The organism is Ruegeria sp. F11 (assembly GCF_056533855.1).
In genome coordinates this window covers 259848-280828 of record NZ_JBQFOW010000006.1, presented here as the reverse complement: position 1 = coordinate 280828, position 20981 = coordinate 259848, and the positions used below count along the sequence as shown (strand labels likewise).

At 58.6% G+C, this 20981-nt stretch carries 17 protein-coding genes and 1 tRNA gene; 13 read left to right on the top strand and 5 right to left on the bottom strand.

The window, feature by feature from the left end; all coding sequences use genetic code 11:
* The first annotated feature begins 68 nt into the window (after nt 1-68).
* The 7 genes from ACR0NJ_RS10480 to ACR0NJ_RS10450 all read left to right on the top strand — a co-directional run bounded on the left by ACR0NJ_RS10480 (nt 69) and on the right by ACR0NJ_RS10450 (nt 8746).
* The gene (locus tag ACR0NJ_RS10480; RefSeq protein WP_480817067.1) at nt 69-1103 is read left to right on the top strand and encodes a cysteine synthase A; all 1035 of its coding nucleotides are present in this window, start codon (nt 69-71) and stop codon (nt 1101-1103) included.
* Nucleotides 1103-3535 (top strand): DUF3772 domain-containing protein, encoded by a 2433-nt coding sequence (locus tag ACR0NJ_RS10475; protein ID WP_480817066.1) that lies wholly within the window; start codon nt 1103-1105, stop codon nt 3533-3535. The genes ACR0NJ_RS10480 and ACR0NJ_RS10475 overlap by 1 nt, the downstream gene beginning before the upstream one ends.
* A gap of 89 nt (nt 3536-3624) precedes the next feature.
* Nucleotides 3625-3714: transfer RNA gene (locus tag ACR0NJ_RS10470), tRNA-Ser, on the top strand.
* A 340-nt stretch (nt 3715-4054) separates the two neighbouring features.
* The gene (locus ACR0NJ_RS10465) at nt 4055-5005 is read left to right on the top strand and encodes an ABC transporter substrate-binding protein (RefSeq protein ID WP_480817065.1); all 951 of its coding nucleotides are present in this window, start codon (nt 4055-4057) and stop codon (nt 5003-5005) included.
* Nucleotides 5006-5087: 82 nt separating this feature from the next.
* Nucleotides 5088-6125 carry a quaternary amine ABC transporter ATP-binding protein gene (locus ACR0NJ_RS10460; RefSeq protein ID WP_480817064.1) on the top strand — a complete coding sequence of 346 codons (1038 nt, stop codon included), beginning with the start codon at nt 5088-5090 and terminating at the stop codon, nt 6123-6125.
* Nucleotides 6122-7711, top strand: coding sequence for an ABC transporter permease (locus tag ACR0NJ_RS10455; protein ID WP_480817063.1), 1590 nt, complete (start codon nt 6122-6124; stop codon nt 7709-7711). Before ACR0NJ_RS10460 ends, ACR0NJ_RS10455 begins: the two co-directional genes overlap by 4 nt.
* A gap of 54 nt (nt 7712-7765) precedes the next feature.
* On the top strand, nt 7766-8746 hold the full coding sequence (locus ACR0NJ_RS10450; RefSeq protein WP_480817062.1) for an arginase family protein: 981 nt from the start codon (nt 7766-7768) through the stop codon (nt 8744-8746).
* Here ACR0NJ_RS10450 and ACR0NJ_RS10445 read toward each other — a convergent pair.
* Entirely contained in the window at nt 8739-9713 is a 975-nt protein-coding gene (locus tag ACR0NJ_RS10445; RefSeq protein WP_480817061.1) for an agmatinase, read from the bottom strand. The two genes, ACR0NJ_RS10450 and ACR0NJ_RS10445, sit on opposite strands and share 8 nt — an antisense overlap.
* Before the next feature lie 75 nt (nt 9714-9788).
* A complete protein-coding gene (locus ACR0NJ_RS10440) occupies nt 9789-11309 on the bottom strand; it encodes a trimethylamine methyltransferase family protein (RefSeq protein WP_480817060.1) in 1521 nt (506 codons plus the stop codon).
* Between the two features lie 184 nt (nt 11310-11493).
* On the opposite strand from ACR0NJ_RS10440, the gene ACR0NJ_RS10435 reads away from it, so the two are divergent.
* From ACR0NJ_RS10435 to ACR0NJ_RS10410, 6 genes are all read left to right on the top strand, one after another.
* A complete protein-coding gene (locus ACR0NJ_RS10435) occupies nt 11494-13929 on the top strand; it encodes a GcvT family protein (protein WP_480817059.1) in 2436 nt (811 codons plus the stop codon).
* Between the two features lie 68 nt (nt 13930-13997).
* Entirely contained in the window at nt 13998-14969 is a 972-nt protein-coding gene (locus ACR0NJ_RS10430; protein WP_480817058.1) for a LysR family transcriptional regulator, read from the top strand.
* A gap of 170 nt (nt 14970-15139) precedes the next feature.
* Nucleotides 15140-15730: a YrbL family protein gene (locus ACR0NJ_RS10425; RefSeq protein WP_480817057.1), complete on the top strand. Its 591-nt coding sequence runs from the start codon at nt 15140-15142 to the stop codon at nt 15728-15730.
* A 73-nt stretch (nt 15731-15803) separates the two neighbouring features.
* Nucleotides 15804-16646, top strand: a complete 843-nt coding sequence (locus tag ACR0NJ_RS10420) for a glycosyltransferase family 25 protein (protein ID WP_480817056.1) — start codon at nt 15804-15806, stop codon at nt 16644-16646.
* Nucleotides 16647-16785: 139 nt separating this feature from the next.
* On the top strand, nt 16786-17154 hold the full coding sequence (locus tag ACR0NJ_RS10415) for a group I truncated hemoglobin (RefSeq protein ID WP_480817055.1): 369 nt from the start codon (nt 16786-16788) through the stop codon (nt 17152-17154).
* A complete protein-coding gene (locus tag ACR0NJ_RS10410; RefSeq protein ID WP_480817054.1) occupies nt 17151-18209 on the top strand; it encodes an adenylate/guanylate cyclase domain-containing protein in 1059 nt (352 codons plus the stop codon). Before ACR0NJ_RS10415 ends, ACR0NJ_RS10410 begins: the two co-directional genes overlap by 4 nt.
* 6 nt (nt 18210-18215) lie before the next feature.
* Here ACR0NJ_RS10410 and ACR0NJ_RS10405 read toward each other — a convergent pair whose 3' ends face one another.
* The 3 genes from ACR0NJ_RS10405 to ppk2 form a co-directional block, all read right to left on the bottom strand.
* The gene (locus tag ACR0NJ_RS10405; protein WP_480817053.1) at nt 18216-18830 is read right to left on the bottom strand and encodes a TetR/AcrR family transcriptional regulator; all 615 of its coding nucleotides are present in this window, start codon (nt 18828-18830) and stop codon (nt 18216-18218) included.
* Nucleotides 18831-18933: 103 nt separating this feature from the next.
* Nucleotides 18934-19956: a sterol desaturase family protein gene (locus ACR0NJ_RS10400; protein ID WP_480817052.1), complete on the bottom strand. Its 1023-nt coding sequence runs from the start codon at nt 19954-19956 to the stop codon at nt 18934-18936.
* Nucleotides 19957-20067: 111 nt separating this feature from the next.
* Nucleotides 20068-20937, bottom strand: coding sequence for a polyphosphate kinase 2 (gene ppk2, locus ACR0NJ_RS10395; protein WP_480817051.1), 870 nt, complete (start codon nt 20935-20937; stop codon nt 20068-20070).
* Nucleotides 20938-20981: the final 44 nt, after the last annotated feature.

The window sequence follows — 20981 nt, the reverse complement described above, 5'->3', positions numbered from 1 at the left end:
CTATCGCGCTTGTGGTTGTCTGATCGCGGCTGTAAATCTTCCCTGATACCAAATGACATGAGGGTGCCATGCGCATTTCACGAGACCTTGCCGACGCAGTAGGGAAAACACCGTTGATCCGGCTGCGCCGCATCAGTGAAGAAACGGGATGCGAAATTCTCGGCAAGGCCGAGTTCATGAACCCCGGTCAGTCCGTGAAGGATCGCGCCGCGCTCTACATCATTCGGGATGCGGTTGCGCGCGGTGATCTGAAACCGGGCGGCACGATTGTTGAAGGGACGGCGGGCAACACCGGCATCGGTCTGGCGCTGGTTGGGGCCTCGATGGGGTTCAAGACCGTGATCGTGATCCCTGAAACCCAATCGGAGGAGAAAAAGGATATGTTGCGCCTTGGCGGGGCGCAACTGGTGCAGGTTCCCGCTGCGCCCTACCGCAACCCGAACAACTTTGTGCACTACTCACGCCGCCTGGCCGAGGAACTGGCGCAAACCGAGCCCAATGGCGCAATCTGGGCCAACCAGTTTGACAACGTGGCCAACCGGCAGGCGCATGTGGAAACCACCGGCCCGGAAATCTGGGAACAGACCGGCGGTAAGGTAGACGGCTTTGTCTGTGCCGTGGGTTCGGGCGGGACGCTGGCCGGTGTGGCTGATGCACTGCAGCCCAAGGGCGTGAAGATCGGTCTGGTCGATCCGATGGGGGCGGGGCTTTATTCCTATTACACCACCGGTGAGATCGCGATGGAGGGCGGCTCGATCGCTGAAGGGATCGGTCAGGTGCGCATCACCAAAAACCTTGAAGGGTTCAAACCGGATTACGCCTATCAGATGACGGATAACGAGGCGCTGCCTTATATCTTTGACCTTTTGCGCGACGAAGGGCTTGTCATGGGGGGCTCGACAGCGATCAACATGGCGGGCGCGGTGCGTCTGGCCAAGGATCTGGGGCCGGGTCATACCATCGTAACCATCCTGTGCGACTACGGCACGCGCTACCAGTCCAAGCTGTTCAACCCGGAATTCCTGCGTGAAAAAGAGTTGCCAGTTCCCGACTGGATGACCGAAGCCCCACGCAGCATTCCCGGCGTCTTCGAGGACGTATGATGCTGCAGCGGGTCCGCTGGTTTCTTGCGCTTGTCCTGACTTGCTTGCTTGTTCTGGGCAGCCCCGTTGCGGCCCAGTTAAACGATGAGCAGAGCGAATACTATCAGGGCTGGGTCAAGACGGCGGACCGTGCGGAATCTGTCATTGAGGCGGACAGGGCGTCAAATGCGTCGCTGGAAAACCTACGCGCGGAAATCCATGAGTATCGCGATGATTTCAACAGCGCGCGCGGAGCAAATACCGAACGGATCCAGACGCTCGAAGCGCAGCTAAAGGCGCTTGGCCCTGAACCCGAAGGGGAAGTTGAAGAACCCGAAGATATAGCCGCGTTGCGCGCGCATCTGGAAAGGCAGTTAAACGCCCTGCAGGTGCCGCAGATTATCTCGGAAGAGGCGTTCAGCCGGGCCAATGGCCTGATCACCGAGATCGACAAGTTGCTGAGAAACCGCCAGAAGAAGGAACTGCTGGAACGCGGGCCGTCTCCGGTAAATCCGGTCTACTGGGGGCCAGCCTGGGTGGATGTGACCGAAGCCGGACGCAGCTTGTTCAATGAGGCGCTGAGAAATTATCAGACCGATGTGGTGCATGAAAAGCTGCGCAATCAGGGCTTGGGCATCTTCCTGCTGGTTCTCGTCGCCGGAGTCCTGCTGTCCTACGGCAAAACGTGGTCTGAACTTGCCGGGAACTACCTGCGTCAACTGGGCGGGCAGGGCAGCGGGGTTTGGACTTTCCTGACATCGCTACTGCGCATTCTCCTGCCGTGGCTTGGCGTCTGGCTGATTGTCGAAGCCATCGTCATGACCGGTGTGCCGGGTTTTCGCGGCACGCTGCTGATGGAAAAAGTGCCGTATTGGGCGGCGATCATCCTCTACTACGACTGGATCGGTCGGCAGGTCTATGTGCTGCAACAGGCGCAGGGGTTCAAACGTCTGAGCGCAAAGCGCGTGGCCGAGATACGGGTCTACCTTGACCTGCTGGCGGCACTGCTGATCCTGCATGAACTGGTGAACCTGTTCGAGCAGATCGAAAACATCTCTGATGCAACACGCGCGGTTGTGGGGTTCCCGGTCACTGTTGCCACCGCGCTGGTCCTGCTGCGGGTCCGCAAGGTCCGCAGTTCCGAGGCTCCAGCCGATACCGATGAGCCCGCCGCAGCGCGCGGTGCGGGGCTGGGCCAGTTGATCGAGTTCCTGCGCCGCGCCTTGTTCCTGCTTGGCATTGTCAGCCCGATTTTGGCTGTTGTGGGCTATACGAATGCCGCCGAAGCCATCGTTTACCCGGCGGTCAAGTCTCTGGTCCTGATCGCCGCGCTGGTGATCGTGCAGCGGTTCCTGACGGCGGTCTACGGGTGGATCAGCGGGCAGGGGGAGGCGGCGAAAGAGTCACTGTTTGCCGTGCTCATCGGATTTGCGATGGCGATTTTGGCGTTGCCCGTTCTGGCTCTGTATTGGGGCGCGCGGCAAACCGACCTGTCCGAGGCTTGGTCGCGGCTGTTGCTGGGGTTCGATATCGGCGGCGTCACCATCTCACCAAGCAATTTCTTCACCTTCGTGGTGATATTTGCCATCGGTTACGGGCTGACGCGGTTGCTGCAAAGCGGGTTGCGCAACTCGCTGCTGCCAAAAACCAAAATTGATCCGGGTGGGCAAAACGCGATCGTGGCGGGCACCGGTTATGTCGGTGTTTTCCTAGCGGCCCTGTCCGCGATCGTGGTGGCCGGGTTCGATCTGTCGTCGCTGGCCATCGTTGCCGGTGCCCTGTCCGTTGGTATCGGCTTTGGCCTGCAGACTATCGTGTCGAACTTTGTCTCGGGCATCATCCTGCTGGTCGAGCGTCCGATCTCGAAAGGCGACTGGATCGACGTGAACGGGATGATGGGTTACGTGCGCGACATCTCGGTCCGGTCGACCCGGATTGAAACCTTTGACAGAACGGATGTCATCGTCCCGAACTCGGACCTGATAAGCGGTGTCGTGACGAACTACACCCGGGGCAACACCATCGGGCGCGTAATCGTACCGGTTGGCGTTGCGTATGGCACAGACACCCGACGGGTCGAGAAAATTCTGGGAGAGGTGGCCAACAGCCATCCGATGGTGCTGGCCAACCCGGCCCCGAGCGTTGTGTTTCAGGGCTTTGGCGCGGATTCGCTGGATTTTGAGATCCGGGCGATCCTGCGGGATGTGAACTGGGTCTTGTCGGTCAAGTCCGACATGAACCACGAAATCAACAAGCGTTTCGTTGAGGAAGGTATTGAAATCCCGTTCGCCCAGCGGGACGTCTGGTTGCGGAACCCCGAAGTGTTGCACGGCCCGGTGCCGCCCCCGAAACCGCCTGCCGAGCCTGAAAGCGATCAGGCGAAGCCGCCTGCGTCGCGGCCCGTCGACATGACAGAAACTGACCTGCCTGACGGCGATGGGGATGAGGTTTAGGGGTGTTTGCGACCCAACCGGCAAAGGTCGAATTTCACCCCATTCCCCTCTTGCAAATCCTTAGGGGATAGTCCAAATATCGCCGGCACGGAGAGGTGGCCGAGTGGTCGAAGGCGCACGCCTGGAAAGTGTGTAGGCGGGAAACCGTCTCCAGGGTTCGAATCCCTGTCTCTCCGCCATATTCTTGTATTCGGCCAGGAAACTTGCTGCGGCGGTGGGCGTCGCCAAGTCGATACCTTGAGTGTCAGACGACCGGCCATGCACAGGCATTGACCGGTAAAGCCCAAGATTTCCCAATAAACCGAAACTCCGTTCCATGAATTTCGCATATACGGGGTTTCAATCACGTGGCGCTTGATGGCGGTGGCTCGTGCATGCTTCACTTTAAGCGTTTAGTTGGCAACGCAAGACACGAAACACAAGCATAACCAAAAGTGTCAGCCGACTAAGAACCAAAGCGCGCCATCGGGCGAACGGATCTGTCTGGTGCGCTTAAGATGTTCAACATGGAGAAATCGAATGAACAAACTATCGATGCTATTGGGTGGCGCTTCGATGGCGGTCGCCATGCCGGCGGTTGCGGCTGACATTGTAATCGGGGTTCCGAACTGGGCCTCGGTCAATGCAACGGCGCATATCCTTGAGCTTGTGATCGAAGAAAACCTGGGCCTGGATGTAGAGCTTCAGAACGGCACAAACCCGATTGTGTTCGAGGCGATGGATAGCGGATCGATGCATGTCCACCCCGAGGTCTGGATGCCGAACCAGCAGAACCTGCACGACACCTACGTCAAGGATAACGGCACCGTCGTGATGAACGGCAACCCGGTTCAGGCCGAGCAGGGCATGTGCGTTCCGACCTACATCGCCGAGAAGCATGACATCAAGTCCATCGACGACCTCAGCGATCCCGACAAGATCGCGATCTTCGATACTGACGGAAATGGCACGCCCGAGGTCTGGATCGGTGCGCCCGGATGGGCCTCGACCGTCGTCGAAAAGATTCGCGCAAAGTCATATGGTTATGATCAACTCTTCGACATGACCGAGTATGAAGAAACCATCGCTTATGCCAATCTCGCCAATGCGACCAAGGCGGAAGAGCCGTGGATCGGATTCTGCTACAGCCCGCATTACATCTTCGTGACGCAGGACCTGACCGTTCTGGAAGAGCCAGCCCATGATCCGGCTACTTGGACCATCGTGCAGCCGACCGACGACCCGGATTGGCTGTCCAAGTCCGAGGCTTCGACCGCCTGGAACGGGGCCACGTTGCACCTTCACTATGCCAAGGAACTGGAAGAAGCTCATCCCGAGGTGGCAGCCCTGTTCCGCAACTATCAGATGAAGGGTGACGACCTGAGCGCGATGGGTAAGGCCTTGGCCGTGGACAATGTCGAAGCGGCGGATTTCGCCCGGCAATGGGTGTCTGAGAACGAAGACACCGTCATCGGCTGGCTGACCAACTGACCCAGCATTCGGGGCCGTGGCGACAGCTCGCCGCGGCCCTTTTCCTATCTGCCTGGCAAAAAAGCGCCTTATTGGGGGGCAAATGGACGAATCTGTCGTAAAACTCGAACATGTCTGGAAAATCTTCGGCAACCGCGCGCCCGAGGCGATGGAGGCGGTCCTGAAAGAGGGGCTCACCAAGCCGCAGGTCCTGGAACAATACGGCTGCGTAGTGGGCGTGCAGGATGCCAGCTTTGAGGTCTCGCGTGGTGAGATCTTCTGTATTATGGGCCTTTCGGGCTCGGGCAAGTCGACATTGGTGCGCCACGTAAACCGGTTGATCGAGCCGACGGCAGGCAAGATCGAAATCCTCGGCCATGATGTGTCGAAGATTTCCGAGACCGAGTTGCGGCGCATTCGCGCCCAGCAAATCGGCATGGTGTTTCAGCACATGGCGCTGATGCCGCACCGCTCGGTTCGAGACAACGTGGCTTACCCGCTGGAAATCCGCAAAGTTTCCAAATCCAAACGTTGGGCCGTTTCGGACCATGCGCTTGGGTTGGTGAACCTGACCGGCTACGAGGACCGCTTGCCCAAGGAGCTGTCTGGCGGGATGCAGCAACGCGTGGGCATCGCCCGCGCGCTGGCCTCGGACCCCGAGGTTCTGCTGATGGACGAGCCGTTCTCGGCACTCGACCCGTTGATCCGCCTGCAGCTTCAGGACCAGTTCAAGGCACTAGTGGCGCAGCTCAAGAAAACGACCCTGTTCATTACCCACGATCTGGATGAGGCCATTCGCATCGGCCACCGGATCGCGATCATGAAAGACGGTGTCATCGTTCAGATCGGCACGCCCGAGGATATCGTGATGAACCCCGCCGACGACTATGTGCGCGAATTTGTTCAGGGCATCTCGAAGCTGAAACTTGTTAAGGCGCATTCGATCATGGAGCCTGTCGCCAGTTATTCCGGCCCGCTGGAGGGCGCGCCGCGCGCCGACGAGGCGGCGGATCTGGATCAGCTTATTGATTTGGCCGTGAACACCGACATGCCCGTCGTCATCACCGATGCCGGGGCCGATGTGGGCGTTGTGACCAAGCCGCGCCTGCTGCGCGGAATTCAGGGAGGCAAGCAAGAATGACTGACATGACCGCAGAAATCCAGGTCACTGCCGCCTCGGATATCGAAGTTGACCGCGACGCACTGGACCGGTCGATCCACGAATTCACCGGTCCCAACGGGGACTACTACGTCAACTCTTTCCACAAGATCCACGACGCCACCAGTGCGGTTCCGAACACGTTCAATATGTGGGCGGCAGTACTGGGACCGTTCTGGTCTGCGTCCCGCGCTGTATGGGGGATGTTCTGGACGTTTCTGATCCTTGAAATCATCGCCTGGGTCCAGATCGGGCGCGGCTTATGGGGCAACCCGGGCGCTGAATTCGCAGATCGGGCAGCCACTCAGCAGGAACGGGCGCAAGAGTTCCTGAATCGCGCTGCTGCGGCCACCGAGCAATCCGATATCGACCGATTTACGCGGATGGCCGAGAATATCCAAAAGGCGGCGGACACCAGTCTGGAAAGGGCATTAGCCGCGCAGTCCGAGGCATCCGGAATTCTGATCACCGGCCTGCTGATGCTGGTGGTATTCAAGTTGGTACAGGGCTTTTACGCGGACCGGGTGTATGAAAAGCAGTACTCGAAATGGCGAGTTGACCCGGCGCGCGTCGAAAGCGGTCGCTCCACCCGCAACATCGTGCTGGGCGCTGTTCTGATCGCGGCGATCGGTCCGTTGATCGTGTACAAATTCACCATAAACGCCTCGCTTCCATTGTTGGACGCATTCCCCGAAAAAGAGGTGTCCGAGATTTTCCTGGGCGACGGTGGTGGGACTTTGTACTCTACTCTCGCGTCGTGGATGGAGGCGCAGATTGACGCCGCCGCACTGGCAGGTGGCGACATCTTTGATGGGATCGTTGCGGGTGTCCGCTCGGTCCTGGATGCGCTGACGATTGCGCTGATCGGCTCACCCTGGCCGGTTGTAATGCTGGTGATCTGTGTCACCGCGTGGCGTGCCGCGGGACCTCGGGTCGCGATCTTTACCGCGTCGTCGTTGGCCTATATCGCGCTGCTTGGCTATTGGGACGTGGCGATGGAGACAGTCGCGCTGGTGGGTGCAGCGGTGCTGCTGTGCGTGGTCTTTGGCATTCCGCTGGGCATCTGGTTCGGCAAATCCCAGCGCGCCTATCGAGCGGCGGAACCGGTTCTGGACCTGATGCAGACGTTGCCCGCCTTTGTGTACCTGATCCCGATCATCGCCTTTTTCGGCACTGGCAACCCGCCGGGGATTCTGGCGACGATCATCTTCGGGATGCCGCCGGTGATCCGCCTGACGGCTTTGGGGATGAAGGGCGTGCCGGATAGTATCAAAGAGGCTGCCGTGGCCTTTGGTGCCTCGAAATGGCAATTGCTGAAGGACGTTGAAATCCCGCTGGCCCTGCCGTCGATCATGACCGGGGTGAACCAGACGATCCTGATGTGTCTGTCGATGGTGGTGATCATCTCGCTCATCGGGGGCGGCGGGCTGGGCAAGGAAATCCTTGAGGCGCTGCAATACGCTGCCAAGGGTCCGGGCCTGTTGGGTGGGTTCGCCATCCTGTTCTGCGCAATGGTTATCGACCGCATCGTTCAGGGGGCCTTCCGGCGAGAAGACGAGAAAGTTTAATGGCATCAGCGCCTCCGGTCCTGCCGGGGGCGTTTTTCGTTGAAGGGGCAGGGCATGACGGATCGTTACGAGCAGTCCATGATGGACAACCTGTATTGGTGGGGCGTGCCCACCTTGTTCCGCTGCCCGAATACAGGGCCGCAGGGGCAGGATATCGCGCTAGTCGGTGTTCCGCATTCCACTGGCAACGGCACAACCGAACGCGACCAACATCTGGGGCCAAGGGCCTTGCGCCATGTCTCGGCCGTGCAGCGGCGGGTGCATTCGGTGTTTGAACTCGACCCGTGGAACAGCGCAAAGATTGCCGATGTGGGCGACGTGCCGTTTCCCCGTGCCAATGACAATGAAGACTGCATCGAACGCATCACCGCGTTCTACAAAGACATCGACGAGGCTGGCGCGCGTCCGGTTTCGATTGGAGGCGATCATTCAATCACCGGTGGGATCGTGCAGGCCTTAGGAGGTGGAAAGCTAGCAGGCGGCGAACCGGTCAGCTTTCTGCATCTCGATGCCCATACGGATGTGTTCACCAAGGTCGATCACTTTCTGGGGGCCAAGAAATCCGCAGCCCATTGGGGGGCCTATCTAGCGGATCAGGGTCAGGTGGACCCGACCCGTTCCATGCAAATCGGGCTCAGGGGACACCCGCGCAGTCTGGACTGGCTGCAGCCCTCATACGACTACGGCTACAACATCGTCACGATGCGCGAATTTCGCCAGCGGGGGCTTGAGGATGTGATCGACCAGACGCGGGATGTTCTTGGGGATCGCCCGGTCTATATCACCTTTGATCTGGATTGCCTCGACCCCACGGTTGCGCCTGCGGTGTCCAATCTGGAACCCGGCGAAAAAGGCTTCGATATTGACGATGCGGTGGGCATCCTGCGCGCGGCGCGCGGCCTGAATATCGTGGGTGGGGACGTTGTCTGCATGATGCCCACCAAGGACAGCCCGAACAACATTACCGCCCTGACGGCGGCTGCGGCTATGTTCGAGATGATCTCGATGATTGCCGAGAACGTGGCCGCTAAGTAGCCCGGCGCGCATCGATGGCTTCGGCCAGCACGCAGAGCAGTTCGAACATCAGTGAAATGCCCAGCCAGGCCGTTCCACCTGCCGGATCGAAAGGCGGGGCGACCTCGACCAGATCCGCGCCGACAAGGTTCAGCCCGGACATTGCGCGAATGACTTGCTGTGCCTGATAGCTGTTGGGACCGCCGATTTCCGGCGTGCCAGTACCGGGCGCAAAGGTTGGATCGACAAAGTCGATGTCGTAAGTGCAATAGGTGGGGCCCGAGCCGACGATCTGGCGAACCTCGGTCATTACATCGTCGATACCACGGTCAAAGAATTCTTCGATATGGATAATGCGAATGCCCTGCGCTTCGCCCCATTCAAGATCTTCGGTGCCATATGCGGTGCCCCGGATGCCGACCTGAACGAAGCGTTTGGGATCGACTAGTCCTTCCTCGACCGCGCGGCGGAAGGGGGTGCCGTGGGTGAATTTGTGACCTCCGAAATAGCTGTCGTTCAGATCTGTGTGGCTGTCGAATTGGATAAGGCCCAGCGGGCCATCAGCGGCGAGCGCGCGCAGGACCGGCAGCGTTGTCAGATGGTCGCCCCCGGCGGTTAACGGTACAATGTTGCGTTGCACTAAATCGCCGTAAAACGTGGTTATTCGCTGCAGAGTATCGCCGATATCAACCGGATTGGGCGCAACATCCCCTAGATCGGCGCAGTTAACCAGCGAAAACGGTTTCACGCCCGAGGCTGGATTCATGGCGCGGATCATTGTGGAGTAATCGCGCAGTTGTCGCGGCCCATGCCGCGCGCCGGGGCGGTTCGTCGTGCCCCCATCCCAGGGCAGGCCGATCAGTCCAATATCGACATCGCCAAACCGGACGTGGTCCGACGACAATTGGGGTAGGCGCATAAAGGTCGGAACACCTGCAAAACGCGCCAGTTCCATGGCCGAAACCGGTTGAAAGAAATCGTCTGCCATCTGTCCCACTCCGTCATATTTGGTGCTGAGCCTATCCTCTACTTGCATGCGTGCAAGGGGAGGTTCGCAATTCTGTCAGGCCAAAATCCGGAATCTCTTACGGATTTCCGCGTCCTGCTCAGGCGTCAGGTATTCGGGGCGATGTGTGGCCAAAATCTCGTGCACACGGTCACGGGCCGTGGTCCAGGCGTCTTTGGCACCATCCTGTTCCCATGTTCGGGGTTCGTTGCGATCAGCGAGCGAGGGGTAAAAGTAGTCTCGCTCCATCGCGGCGTAAGTGTGGGAACTGCCAAGGAAATGACCGTCGCCCAGTACGGATTGGCAAATCGCGTCGAAGCCAAGGTTCTCTTCGGTTACTTCAATGCCGCGCAGGGCGCGATAGGTGTGCGAGTGCATCTCATTGTCCAGCACGAAAGCCTCGAAACTCGCGCCCAGTAGCGAGGCGGTCATGCCCGAGCTTTCGTAGATCAGATTACCTCCGGCCAAGGCGGCAGCCAGCGAGGTCATCCCTTTCTCAGCCCCATACTGCGCGTCGATTGCCTTGGCATCCGTCATCGACGCCGCAACGCCCGAGGGCAATCCCAGCCAATTGATGATCTGCGCCGAGGCGGCATTCAGGATCGCGGTCTCTCCGCTACCACCCGCGAACGCTCCGGTTCTGAGGTCAACGATGAAGGGCCAGTTGGAAAAGATCATCGGAAAGCCCGGTTGGATTGTGTTGACCATAACGAGGCTGGCCAGTGTTTCCGCCAACGACTGCGCAAGAAATCCGGCCAGAGTCGCAGGTGCCGTCGCCCCGGCCTGCGCCGCCGTGATGCAGGACATCGGGATGTTATGTTGGACGCATTCGTAAACGACATCCACCGCGTCCTCGCCATAGCGCAAGGGTGAGATCACCGGGCTGATATGGGCTTTCAGAAACGGGCGTTGGGAAAATGCGCCCGGACCGCCTGCGACGATGTCCAGCATCTCAACAATCGGGGCGACGTGTTCGGCCAGCGTGAATGAAGTCGCGATGGGTTTTGTCGTGTTCCGTACCAAAGCGTAGACCGTGTTCAGATCCAGCTCGAAAACGTCCGGTACGTCGGTCGCGACGCAGCACCGCGTGAACCAGCTGACGTTGTCCAGAACGTCCTGAAGGCGCGTGAAATCGTGCAGATCGGTCAACGTGGCAGGACGGTAGAGGCCCGTCTCGATGTCCAGCGTTTGAACTGCCGCGCCGCCGGTTCCGAAGAACACTCGATCACCGCCCACTTCGATCGAACGGCTTTCATCCCGTCCATGAAACACAAAGGTTTTAGCCGCCGATCCAATCGCGTTTTCGACCATTCCGCGCGGGAACAGCAGCCGGTCCCGTTCGCCTGCGTGCGCTCCGCCCGCCAGCAGGTCTCGGCGCAAGCGCTCTGGCACGTTTCCCATGCCCAGCGTTTCCAGCAGCCTCAGCGCGGTGTCGTGGATCAGGGCGATCTCAGCTTCGGCCAAAGGGCGGAAGGCCCCGCCGCGCTGGCCCGGAGGGCAGGGATCAAATTCCGGCTTGGCCGCGCGCTGCGCGATACGGGCGCGGCGGCCGCTTCTTCTGCTGCCTTCTGATGACATCTTGGGGCTCTCCGGCATGGGTTTTGTGCGATGTTAAATGTCAACAATCCAAACGGGCAAAAGCGCAAACACGGTTTTCGATTTCTGAAACCAGAGATTCGATTTTTCCAAACCCACAAAACCCGCGTTGCTGGGGCGGCCCCTTTTTCTTCAAGAATTGAATAGGGATAAAGGAGCCGGGCGGATGAAATCACGTACCAAGGTCGTTGTCATCGGTGGGGGTATCGCCGGGTGTTCGACCCTGTACCATCTGACGCAGGAGGGCTGGTCTGACGTTGTTCTGGTAGAGCGGAACGAACTGACGTCTGGTACGACGTGGCATTCAGCAGCACAGGTCACGAATTTCGGTATGAACCAGACGATGGTCGGGCTGAAAACGCATTCGATCCAGCTGTACAAGGAACTGGCCGACGACCCGGATTACCCCATCAACTATCACCACGGTGATGGAGGCATCCGTCTGGCGAATACCGAGGCCCAGATGCAGGGTTATCGCCACTTCGCCTCGATGGCGCGGGGCATGGATGTGCATTTTGAGGTGATAGATGCCGAGGAATGCGCCCGCCGTCATCCGTTGATCTCCACCGACAACCTGATTGGCGGCTTGTGGGACCCGCTGGATGGGGACATTGACCCGGCCCAACTGTGTCAGGCATTGGCACGGCGAGCGCGGAAAGCCGGGGCCGAGGTGTATCGCAACACACCCGTTACAGGTCTGGTGCAGCACGGTGATGACACGTGGACCGTACAGACCGAACATGGCGACATTGACTGCGACATTGTCGTTAACGCCGGCGGTTATCGCGTCAATGAGGTCGGCGCGATGATGGGCGTACACCATCCGGTTGCCTCGATGGAGCACCAGTATTTCCTGACCGAAGAGATCCCAGCCATTCGCGAGGCCGGTCACCGTATGCCGCTGCTGCGCTGCCCGATCAGCGATTATTACTGCCGTCAGGAAAAGAACGGGCTGCTGGTCGGGTTCTATGAACAGGATTGCAAGACCTGGGGCATGGACGGGATTGACCCGAATTTTGTGAACGCTCTGTGCCCGGATGATCTGGATCGCGTAACGGACGTGCTGGAAGGGGCCTTCGCGCGGATGCCTGCGCTGATGGAGGTCGGTATACACACCATCGTCAATGGCCCAATCACCTACACAATTGACGGGGCTCCTTTGGTGGGTCCGATCCCTGGCAAGCGAAACGCGTTTTGTATCATCGGGTTGCGCGCTGGCCTGGGCGAGGGAGGGGGCCATGGATGGTTGCTGGCCCAGCAGATCGTGCATGGCGAGGCGTGTTACGACACTTGGTGCCTCGACCCGCGCCGCTTCACCGGGCACGCCAACGTGGAACTGACAGCGCTGAAGGCCATTGAAGACTATCAGAACGAGTTCCGGTTCCATTTCCCGCATGAACACCGACCCGCTGGCCGACCGGCAAAAACCACACCTCTGACCCCGGTTCTGGCAGCCGAAGGTGCCGAATTCACGGTGGTCAATGGGTGGGAGCGGGTCGAGTACATCAAGCCCGACCCGGATTTCCATCCGTCCCTGAGTTTCGATTTTGACGAAGCTTTTGATCTTGTGGCGGCTGAAGTCCGCAATGTGCAGACCAATGTGGGACTGGCCGAGGTCAACGGGTTCAACCGGATCGAAATCACCGGCGCGGATCGTCACAAATTTCTGGATCGCATGTTTTGCGGCAACGTCCCGACGCGCGCGGGGCGTGTCGGGCTGGGCTACATGTTGAACCATCAGGGAATGGTCAAGGCCGAAGCGACCATCGCCAATCTGCCAGCCAGCGACCGGGGGCCAGAACGGGTTTGGTACGGATCGGCGGCGGCCAGCGAATATCATGACATGGACTGGCTGACGCAGCACTTACAGCCTGACGAAGACGTGCATCTACGAAGCCTGACGGATGATCAAACGATCCTTGTCCTTGCAGGCCCCAACGCGCGGAACGTCCTGACGGCGTGCGCGCGGGGCGACTGGTCGGCTGAGGCATTCCCGTGGCTGAGTGTCCGTGAATGCTTCGTGGGAATCGCTCCGGCCACAGTCATGGGTGTCAGCTTTTCCGGCGAGTTGGCCTATGAAATCCATGTCCCGAATGCATCGCTCTATGCGGCGTATCTTGCCCTTCGGAAGGCAGGTGCATCCACCGATTTGAAACTGTTCGGGGCGCGGGCGGTTGAGTCCATGAGAATGGAAAAGGGCTATCTGCATTGGAAGGCAGACCTGATCACCGAGTTCGACCCCTATGAGACAGGACTGGACAGGTTCGTGAAGTTGGACAAAGGCGACTTTGTCGGGCGGCAAGCCCTGCTGGACAGACAACAGGCTGGGCCGCGGAAACCGTTGGTGACACTGCAAGTAGACAACCAAACTGCCCCGGCGCATCCCGGCGCGTCGGTCATGATTGGGGATAAGGTGGTTGGAACGGTCACCTCTGGCGATTGGGGGCACAGAATCGGGATGAACCTGGCTTATGCCTTTGTCGATCCGGACTTGGCCCAGCCAGGCACGGAAACGCAGATCGACATGTGTGGTGCGCTAACCCAAGCCACGGTGATCGCGGCATCGCCATATGACCCAGAAATGATCCGGGTGCGCAGCTAAGGCTTGCCGAAACGGCGATTCTCTGTTTCGATTTTTTCGAAAGAACGGAAGCAGAGGAAACAGCGCACGTGTCGAAATCTCTGAGCCTTCGCTGGCTGGAAGTTTTTCAGTTGATCGCCAAATCGGGGTCCATTCAAAAAGTCGCCGCTGAAACCGGTCTGTCCATCAGCACCGTGTCCAACCACCTGCGCAGTCTGGAAACCGCGTTGCGGGTGGAACTGGTGGATCACGGCCGCAGACCGATGGGGCTGACCCCGGCCGGAGAGGTGTTCTCGCGCTATGTACGCGAGGGTCTGACGGTTTTGAAAAGGGGTGAGGCTGAAATACGGTCCGGAAACTGGAAGCACGCAACGGTGTTGCGGCTGGCGCTGATTGATGACTTCGACAATCAGGTCGCGCCCGAGCTGTTCCGCTTTCTGGCGCACGCGCTGCCGCGCTGCAATTTCCGCCATTTCACGCGCCCCAGCCACGAGATCATCGCCAAGCTACAGGAACACAAACTGGATGCCGGGGTGGCAACGCGCCCTGCGGACAAGACGGATGGTTTGGTCGAATACCCGTTGTTGCGCGACCCCTTCATCGTCATCCTGCCCGAGGCCTATAGCGGCACGGTCGAGGACGTACTGAAATCGGACGCCGATCTTCCTTTCCTACGGTATTCCCGCGACTATACGATTGGAAAGCAGATCGAGGTCCAACTAACCCGCAGCAAGTTCAGCCTGCCAAACCGGTTCGAACTGGAATGCAATCAATCAATCGTCGGACTGGTCGCCGAGGGCGGAGGCTGGGCGGTCACCACAGTCGCCAGCTTCGGGCGCGCGCGGAGGTTCCACGACAGCGTCAAAGCGCTACCCTTTCCGGGGCGCAATTTTGTGCGCACGCTTTCGCTGTTCACAACCGATGTTTACCCGGCCTCGACATCCAGGCTTATTCACAAGGCGCTGAGCAAGCTGATCAAGCAGAACTATTGCGATCCAATCAATTCCAGATACCGCTGGCTTGAGAATGACTTTCGAGTGCTGGAAAGCGGTCTCGAGTGACCACAGGTTCGTAGTCTTGCTGGCTTTTCGTTTGTACAGGGCGATGAAAGAAAGTGTCGGCATCGTGTAAAGCGGCGCACTCCGATCGCATTGTAACATTCTTATGACGGCTTTATATTAAAGGCCGATATGAAGTTCTGCGCTTCCGCAGCAAGGATAAAATTTGGAAAATGATAGAATTAGAAGGCCTTACGCCGCTGCGTGAAAGTCAAAACTACAAGATTTTTCAACACCCCGAACTTGAGGGCGCGCTGTTGAAAGTGCGATGCGACGAGCCCAAGCGCGACCACTTCATCCGCCGGTATTCCGAACGTCGCTATGGCAATCTGCGTCAGTGGCAGCGCGAAGCAAACGAATATCTGGCGGCCCTCCATCGTGGATGCCCCGAGATTGAACGGCTGGCCCGCTTCATGGGGTACGAGCCGACATCACTCGGCCCCGCGCTGGTCGTCGAGAAAATGACGGGTCCGGACGGCAATCTTGCACCGTCCGTTCATGCCGAGATGAAGGCCGCCGCCAATGATCCGGCGAAGAGAAAGCGCTTGCGGGAAGAGGTTATCGAGCTTCTGGATGATCTCGAACGCGGTCGGATTGTGGTTGGCGACATGGGGTTCGAAAACATTGTGCGTGCCCAGGAACGCGACGATCGTCTGGTCGTCATCGACGGGTTGGGCGAGCGGGTTTTGCTGCCGCTGACGCTGATCAGCGATTGGGCGTTTCGCCAATCCATCGCCCGGCGGCGCGCTCGGTTGGCTGGCTGATCTGCCAAGCGCACGGGGTTGATTTCGGGCTACCGCTTCGCCTATCTGGCCGAGCTTCAGGAAAGGACTGAATTTGGGCCAGCACGAACTGAAACCGGGTACCGGGGTCTTCTACATCAATCTGGACCGCGTTCCGGAACGAAAGGACTTCATGGAAGCCGAGTTTGCCAAGATCGGCCTGTCCGGCGCCACCCGATTTAGCGCCATTGATGGGCGCAAGCCCGGTGCACTTGATCAGAACCGATATGTTCCCGGAACCGGCAGCCGCTGGGGCCTTGTCACCTCTGAGGTTGCCTGTTTCGAAAGCCATCGCGCCGTCTGGCAGCTTGCTCTGGACAATGACATGCAAGCCGCTGCGGTTTTCGAAGACGATGCTGAAATGTCCGCCCGCGCCGGGGAGGTCATTCAGGCCTTGTTGCAGGACGGGTCCGGTTACGACTACGTCAAACTCGACTACGCGCCGAAATCGCGCAGATTTGGTCCTGTGCAGAAGATATCGGGCGTTCCGGTGCGGGAAGTGCTGGAAATGGTTCCAAGCGCCGGGGCTTACATCCTGTCCAAGGAAGGCTGCCGCAAGCTGCTGGACTGGTCTCGGCAGTACTCGGATCACATCGATGATTTTGTAACGATCCCACGCCCTGATTGGCGGATGTACCAAGTCTTTCCAGCGGTCTGCGTGCAGATGGTTTTGTCCAAGCAACAGGATGGCGCGGCCGATCTGGTTAAAAGCGGCGAGCGAGAGACAGACGTTGCGACCAATACGGGGCTCGACAAAGGTCCGCTTTGGTTCCGAGCCCGGCGCGAGTTGCAGTCGGCGCAGCAAAAGCTGCGTTGGCGAATGGGCGGTCAGGCCAAACTGCTAGAGCAGGGCGGGTATGTGGGCTACGTTCCCTGTGCGGATGATTTGCAGGTGTAAGGATGCCATTTTTCTAGGCAAAGCCGGAGTTTTCCAGCCGTTTCCCACAAATTTTCGCCTGGGACTTATTAGCGTTAACAAAAATATCAAGTTGATATAGTGTTGTGGTGTTATTCAAAGGTTATACCCGGGTTTTGGTGTGTCACAGACGATTTACGATAAATATGGCGGCTTCAAAACGATCAGCCGCGTTGTGATGTCATTTTACGAAATGGCGTTGGATTCTGATGAGATCGGGGTCTATTTCGAAGAAATAGATATGCCGCGTCTTATCGATCACCAGACCAAGTTCGTGTCGTCGCTGGTCGGCGGGCCTGCGTCTTTCAGTGATGACCGGATCGAAGCGGTGCATAGGCACCTGAACATATCGCACGATCATTTCGATGAAATGGCCGAACTGTTCGGTCAAGCTTTGGCCGATCATGGGATGTCTGACGAAGACGTTAAGCTGGCGCTTCGCGCGATTGAATCGAAACGGCTGATCATCGTTGCAAAGACTGCCGCATGAGCATTGCTGCCATAAATGAACAGTTGCTGCGCGCGATTGGCGTCGGCGTGGCTGTGGTGAGGGCGTCTGATCTGCAGTTTGTATTCCACAACGGTCCGTTCGCGGAATGGTTCGGAACCCCGACCGAGGGACAGACTTTGCGGGATCTCCTGCCGGATCTCGACGCAAGAGAGCTGGAGGATGTGAAGCAATCCGGCCTGCGCTACTCGGTGGAACTGCAGATCAAACCCAAGCGCCGTACGCTGGTTTTTGCGGTTGCCGTGTCGCTGGCAAACGGCTTGTCCGAGCAGGTTCTTATCATCGAATGCCAGAACATCACCCGCATCCGCGAGTTGGAGAGCATGATCGACAGCTACTCGACCATGGTGGAACGGAACACCCGAGAGTTGGAGCGCGAAAAGGAACGGGTCGAGCGGCTGCTGCTGAATCTCATGCCGAGAGCGGTGTACGAAGAATTCAAGACCTTCGGTGTCGTCACTCCGCAGCTCTATGATCAGGTTTCCGTTGTCATGCTGGATTTCGTCGGCTTCACCGACTTTGCCGCCAAGACGGACCCGACCGTTACGCTGAGCGAGTTGAACGATATTTTCACCGCGTTTGATCGCATCGTGGAGCAGTTCGGATGTGAGCGGATCAAGACCATTGGCGACGCGTACCTTGCGGTCTCGGGCATGCCGGATGCCACACCGGACCATGCTACGGCGGTGGCCCATTGCGCGGTTCGGTTCCTGCGCTACCTCGAGCGGCGCAACGAAAGCCATCCGCACAAATGGCAGGCCCGGGTCGGGTTGGGAATGGGGGCGGCTGTGGGATCGGTCGTTGGTATTCAGAAATACGTCTACGACGTGTTCGGCCCGGCGGTGAACATCGCCTCGCGCCTGCAGGTCTTTGCCAACCCGATGCACATCGTCGCCCCGGAAGAGATGAAATATGCTCTGATCGACGAGTTTCAGGTTTCCGATATTGGCCCAGTCGATATCAAGGGTATGGGCGAGATGAACCTGATCAATGTCACCTCGGGTCTGAGCGTTCCGACGGGCAACCGGTTTCTCTAGCGCCGGTCAGTCGTCCTGCGGAACCAGACCCAGCCCTCTTAGGTAAATGCCAATTCCGCTTTCCAGCAGGTCTTCGGGCGGGAAGGGAGAGGTCGCGCCCGTATTGCGGGCGAACAGTTCGACAACCCCATGGCTCATCGCCCAGATATGCGCGCTGAACATCGACGCAGGCGGACGCTTTTCGGGGGGGATGTGTTGTGACAGGTCGGCGGCGGCCTTTTCCAGCACGCTTTTGGCACGGTTCGCGGCCATCGACAGTTCGGGGGTGCGGTTCAGTGAGATGCCACTTTCGAACATCGCGATGTAATGGCCCGGGTTCTTGCGCGCGAAGGCCAAATAGGCGCGCCCGGTTGCCTCGAACGCAGCTAGGGCCGAGGGCTGGCCTTTGTCATAGGCGTATTGCATCAGGTCGGCGAACATCTCGAACCCCTGACGGGCGGCCTCGGCGATCAGGTCCTCGCGCCCGTGATAGTGGCGATAGACGGCAGCGGGGGTGACACCGGCGGTTTTGGCGGCTTCGGACAGGGTGAAGCCGGTCGGGCCCTTTTCTTCGACCAGCGACAACGCGGCCTCGATCAGGGCTTGTTTCAGGTTTCCGTGGTGATACCCGCGTTTCGTCATCCCGGCCTCAGGCACCTTTGCGCTAAAGAGTATTGAGACCAAAGAGATAGAGTATCAGGCCGCCTTCGTCCAACGGTTGCGCGGTATTTTCCTGACGTATGGGTCAGTTGCTTTCCGCTGGTTTCGGCGGCGTGCCCTCTGAAACAACGTCGGTTTGCTCTGCTGAGCTCACGAATGCCCCGCGTGGGTCCTTCTTGAAAAGCGCATAGGCGTTTTTGAAGGGGCGGAAATACAGGGCCATGGGGCTGTTCCACGTACCATCCTCGCCATTGCCCAGGCCGTATTCCACGTTTTCATTGGTCTTGGGGGAATACAGCGTGCCAGCGGTCCAGTCCCAGAAGGCAAAGATGAAACCCATGTTCTTATCCCAGTGCCGCCGCGCTTTGGAGTGGTGGATTTGGTGCTGCGCAGGGCTGACAAAGATGTGCTGCACCCAGTTGGGATATTGTAGCCATACATGGCTGTGCCGCAGGTTGAAGGCGGCGATGAAAAAGACGAACACGATGATGTTCAGCCCAAACAGCGTAAAGCCGCTGGCACCAGACCCGAAATACTGGTCAAGCAGGGCCACGGTTACGCCGACCACAAGCCCGCTCAGCAATGATGCAAACACCTCTTCCACAGGATGCATACGGGATGCGGTGAGGGGGGTCATGACCTCGGCCGAGTGGTGGACCTTGTGGAACTCCCACAGAAACGGGACTTTGTGGAAGATGTAGTGCCCCAGCCAAAGGGCGCCGTCAAAGGCAAGAACGGCGACAATGGTGTAGATGGCGGAAACGGTCCAGGACGTCTCAGCCGGGGCCGCGGGGGCCGGGCCCATGACTTTTTCGACCATGTTGTACCAGAAGGGCACCTGAACAAGGATCGAGGCATAGATGGCCGCAACCAGCGACTTGTTCACAAAGAACATCACGTAATCGGCCTTGGCGGATTTGTGCGACAGGACATCCCATGGCAGCAACCAGTTCAGCAGGCTTTTTCCGTCGCGCATCTTGCGTGTGCGGTAGAAAACGAAAATCGCCGCTGCAAGCGCGGTTGCCAAATGCAGCAACGACAAGCGGTTCGTTGGATCAAAGAACAGCTCGAAAGGGTGCCGTAGGGCGGCGATAACTTCCTCGATCATCAAAAGCACCTGTCTGCGTGTTTGCTTTTTGAGGATGAGGCTTAGTTCAGATCAGGGGCTTCCCGGTGGCAAAAATGCGGCTTCGGTGTGTCAAATGACCCGTCGCGGCGCTCAGGAATCCCAAATCTCCGGCCCGCCGCAGATGGTCTGATCAATGTCGCCCAGCGCTTTTTTGTCTTTCTCGTCATAGTCCAGCCCATGCAAAACGGTGCGGATCGCAGCAATACGGGCGCGTTTTTTGTCGTCAGAGCGCACGATGGTCCAGGGGCAGTTTTCCGTGTGCGAGCGGGTCAGGGTCTCTGAAATCGACTGGGTGTATTCGTCCCACTTGTTCAGCCCGGCAACGTCGATGGGGCTTAACTTCCACTGTTTCAAAGGGTCCGTTTCCCGTGCCAGAAACCGGTTGAGCTGTTCTGCACGCCCGACATTGAGCCAGAACTTGAACAGCCGGATGCCATCATTGGTCAGACCGGTTTCCAGCGGGTTGACCTGCCGGAAAAAGCGCTCCCGCTCTTCGGAGGTGCAGAAGCCGAAGACATTTTCCACCACGCCTCGGTTGTACCAACTGCGGTCGAAGAACACGATCTCACCCGCCGATGGCAGGTGCTGGATATAGCGCTGAAAATACCATTGCGAGCGTTCGGCATCCGAGGGTTTGCTCAGCGCCACATTGCGCGCGCCGCGCGGGTTCAGGTTTTCCCGGAACCGCTTGATCGTGCCGCCCTTGCCAGCTGCATCGCGGCCTTCGAACAGGATGGCGACACGCTGGCCCGTTTCCTTGACCCAGGCCTGCATCTTGACCAGTTCGATCTGCAACGCCTCGATCTGCTGCTCATACTCTTTGGTCTTCATCTTTTCCGAGTATGGGTAGGTCGGGTTAACGATATCCCCCTTTTTCGCGTTTTCGATTTCCTCGCGCACGCTTTTGGGGGCGTCCTTGTCAAAGTACTTTTGGATGGAACCTTTTGCGGACCGGGCCATGTTCTACCTCGCGATAAAATCCATAATTTACTATGGATTAAGCT

What these genes read in the sequence shown, in the direction of transcription:
- ACR0NJ_RS10480 (WP_480817067.1), top strand. Translation starts at nt 69, where the DNA reads ATGCGCATTTCACGAGACCTTGCCGACGCAGTAGGGAAAACACCGTTG.
- ACR0NJ_RS10475 (WP_480817066.1), top strand. Translation starts at nt 1,103, where the DNA reads ATGCTGCAGCGGGTCCGCTGGTTTCTTGCGCTTGTCCTGACTTGCTTG.
- ACR0NJ_RS10465 (WP_480817065.1), top strand. Translation starts at nt 4,055, where the DNA reads ATGAACAAACTATCGATGCTATTGGGTGGCGCTTCGATGGCGGTCGCC.
- ACR0NJ_RS10460 (WP_480817064.1), top strand. Translation starts at nt 5,088, where the DNA reads ATGGACGAATCTGTCGTAAAACTCGAACATGTCTGGAAAATCTTCGGC.
- ACR0NJ_RS10455 (WP_480817063.1), top strand. Translation starts at nt 6,122, where the DNA reads ATGACTGACATGACCGCAGAAATCCAGGTCACTGCCGCCTCGGATATC.
- ACR0NJ_RS10450 (WP_480817062.1), top strand. Translation starts at nt 7,766, where the DNA reads ATGACGGATCGTTACGAGCAGTCCATGATGGACAACCTGTATTGGTGG.
- ACR0NJ_RS10445 (WP_480817061.1), bottom strand. Translation starts at nt 9,713, where the DNA reads ATGGCAGACGATTTCTTTCAACCGGTTTCGGCCATGGAACTGGCGCGT.
- ACR0NJ_RS10440 (WP_480817060.1), bottom strand. Translation starts at nt 11,309, where the DNA reads ATGTCATCAGAAGGCAGCAGAAGAAGCGGCCGCCGCGCCCGTATCGCG.
- ACR0NJ_RS10435 (WP_480817059.1), top strand. Translation starts at nt 11,494, where the DNA reads ATGAAATCACGTACCAAGGTCGTTGTCATCGGTGGGGGTATCGCCGGG.
- ACR0NJ_RS10425 (WP_480817057.1), top strand. Translation starts at nt 15,140, where the DNA reads ATGATAGAATTAGAAGGCCTTACGCCGCTGCGTGAAAGTCAAAACTAC.
- ACR0NJ_RS10410 (WP_480817054.1), top strand. Translation starts at nt 17,151, where the DNA reads ATGAGCATTGCTGCCATAAATGAACAGTTGCTGCGCGCGATTGGCGTC.
- ACR0NJ_RS10405 (WP_480817053.1), bottom strand. Translation starts at nt 18,830, where the DNA reads ATGACGAAACGCGGGTATCACCACGGAAACCTGAAACAAGCCCTGATC.
- ACR0NJ_RS10400 (WP_480817052.1), bottom strand. Translation starts at nt 19,956, where the DNA reads ATGATCGAGGAAGTTATCGCCGCCCTACGGCACCCTTTCGAGCTGTTC.
- ppk2 (WP_480817051.1), bottom strand. Translation starts at nt 20,937, where the DNA reads ATGGCCCGGTCCGCAAAAGGTTCCATCCAAAAGTACTTTGACAAGGAC.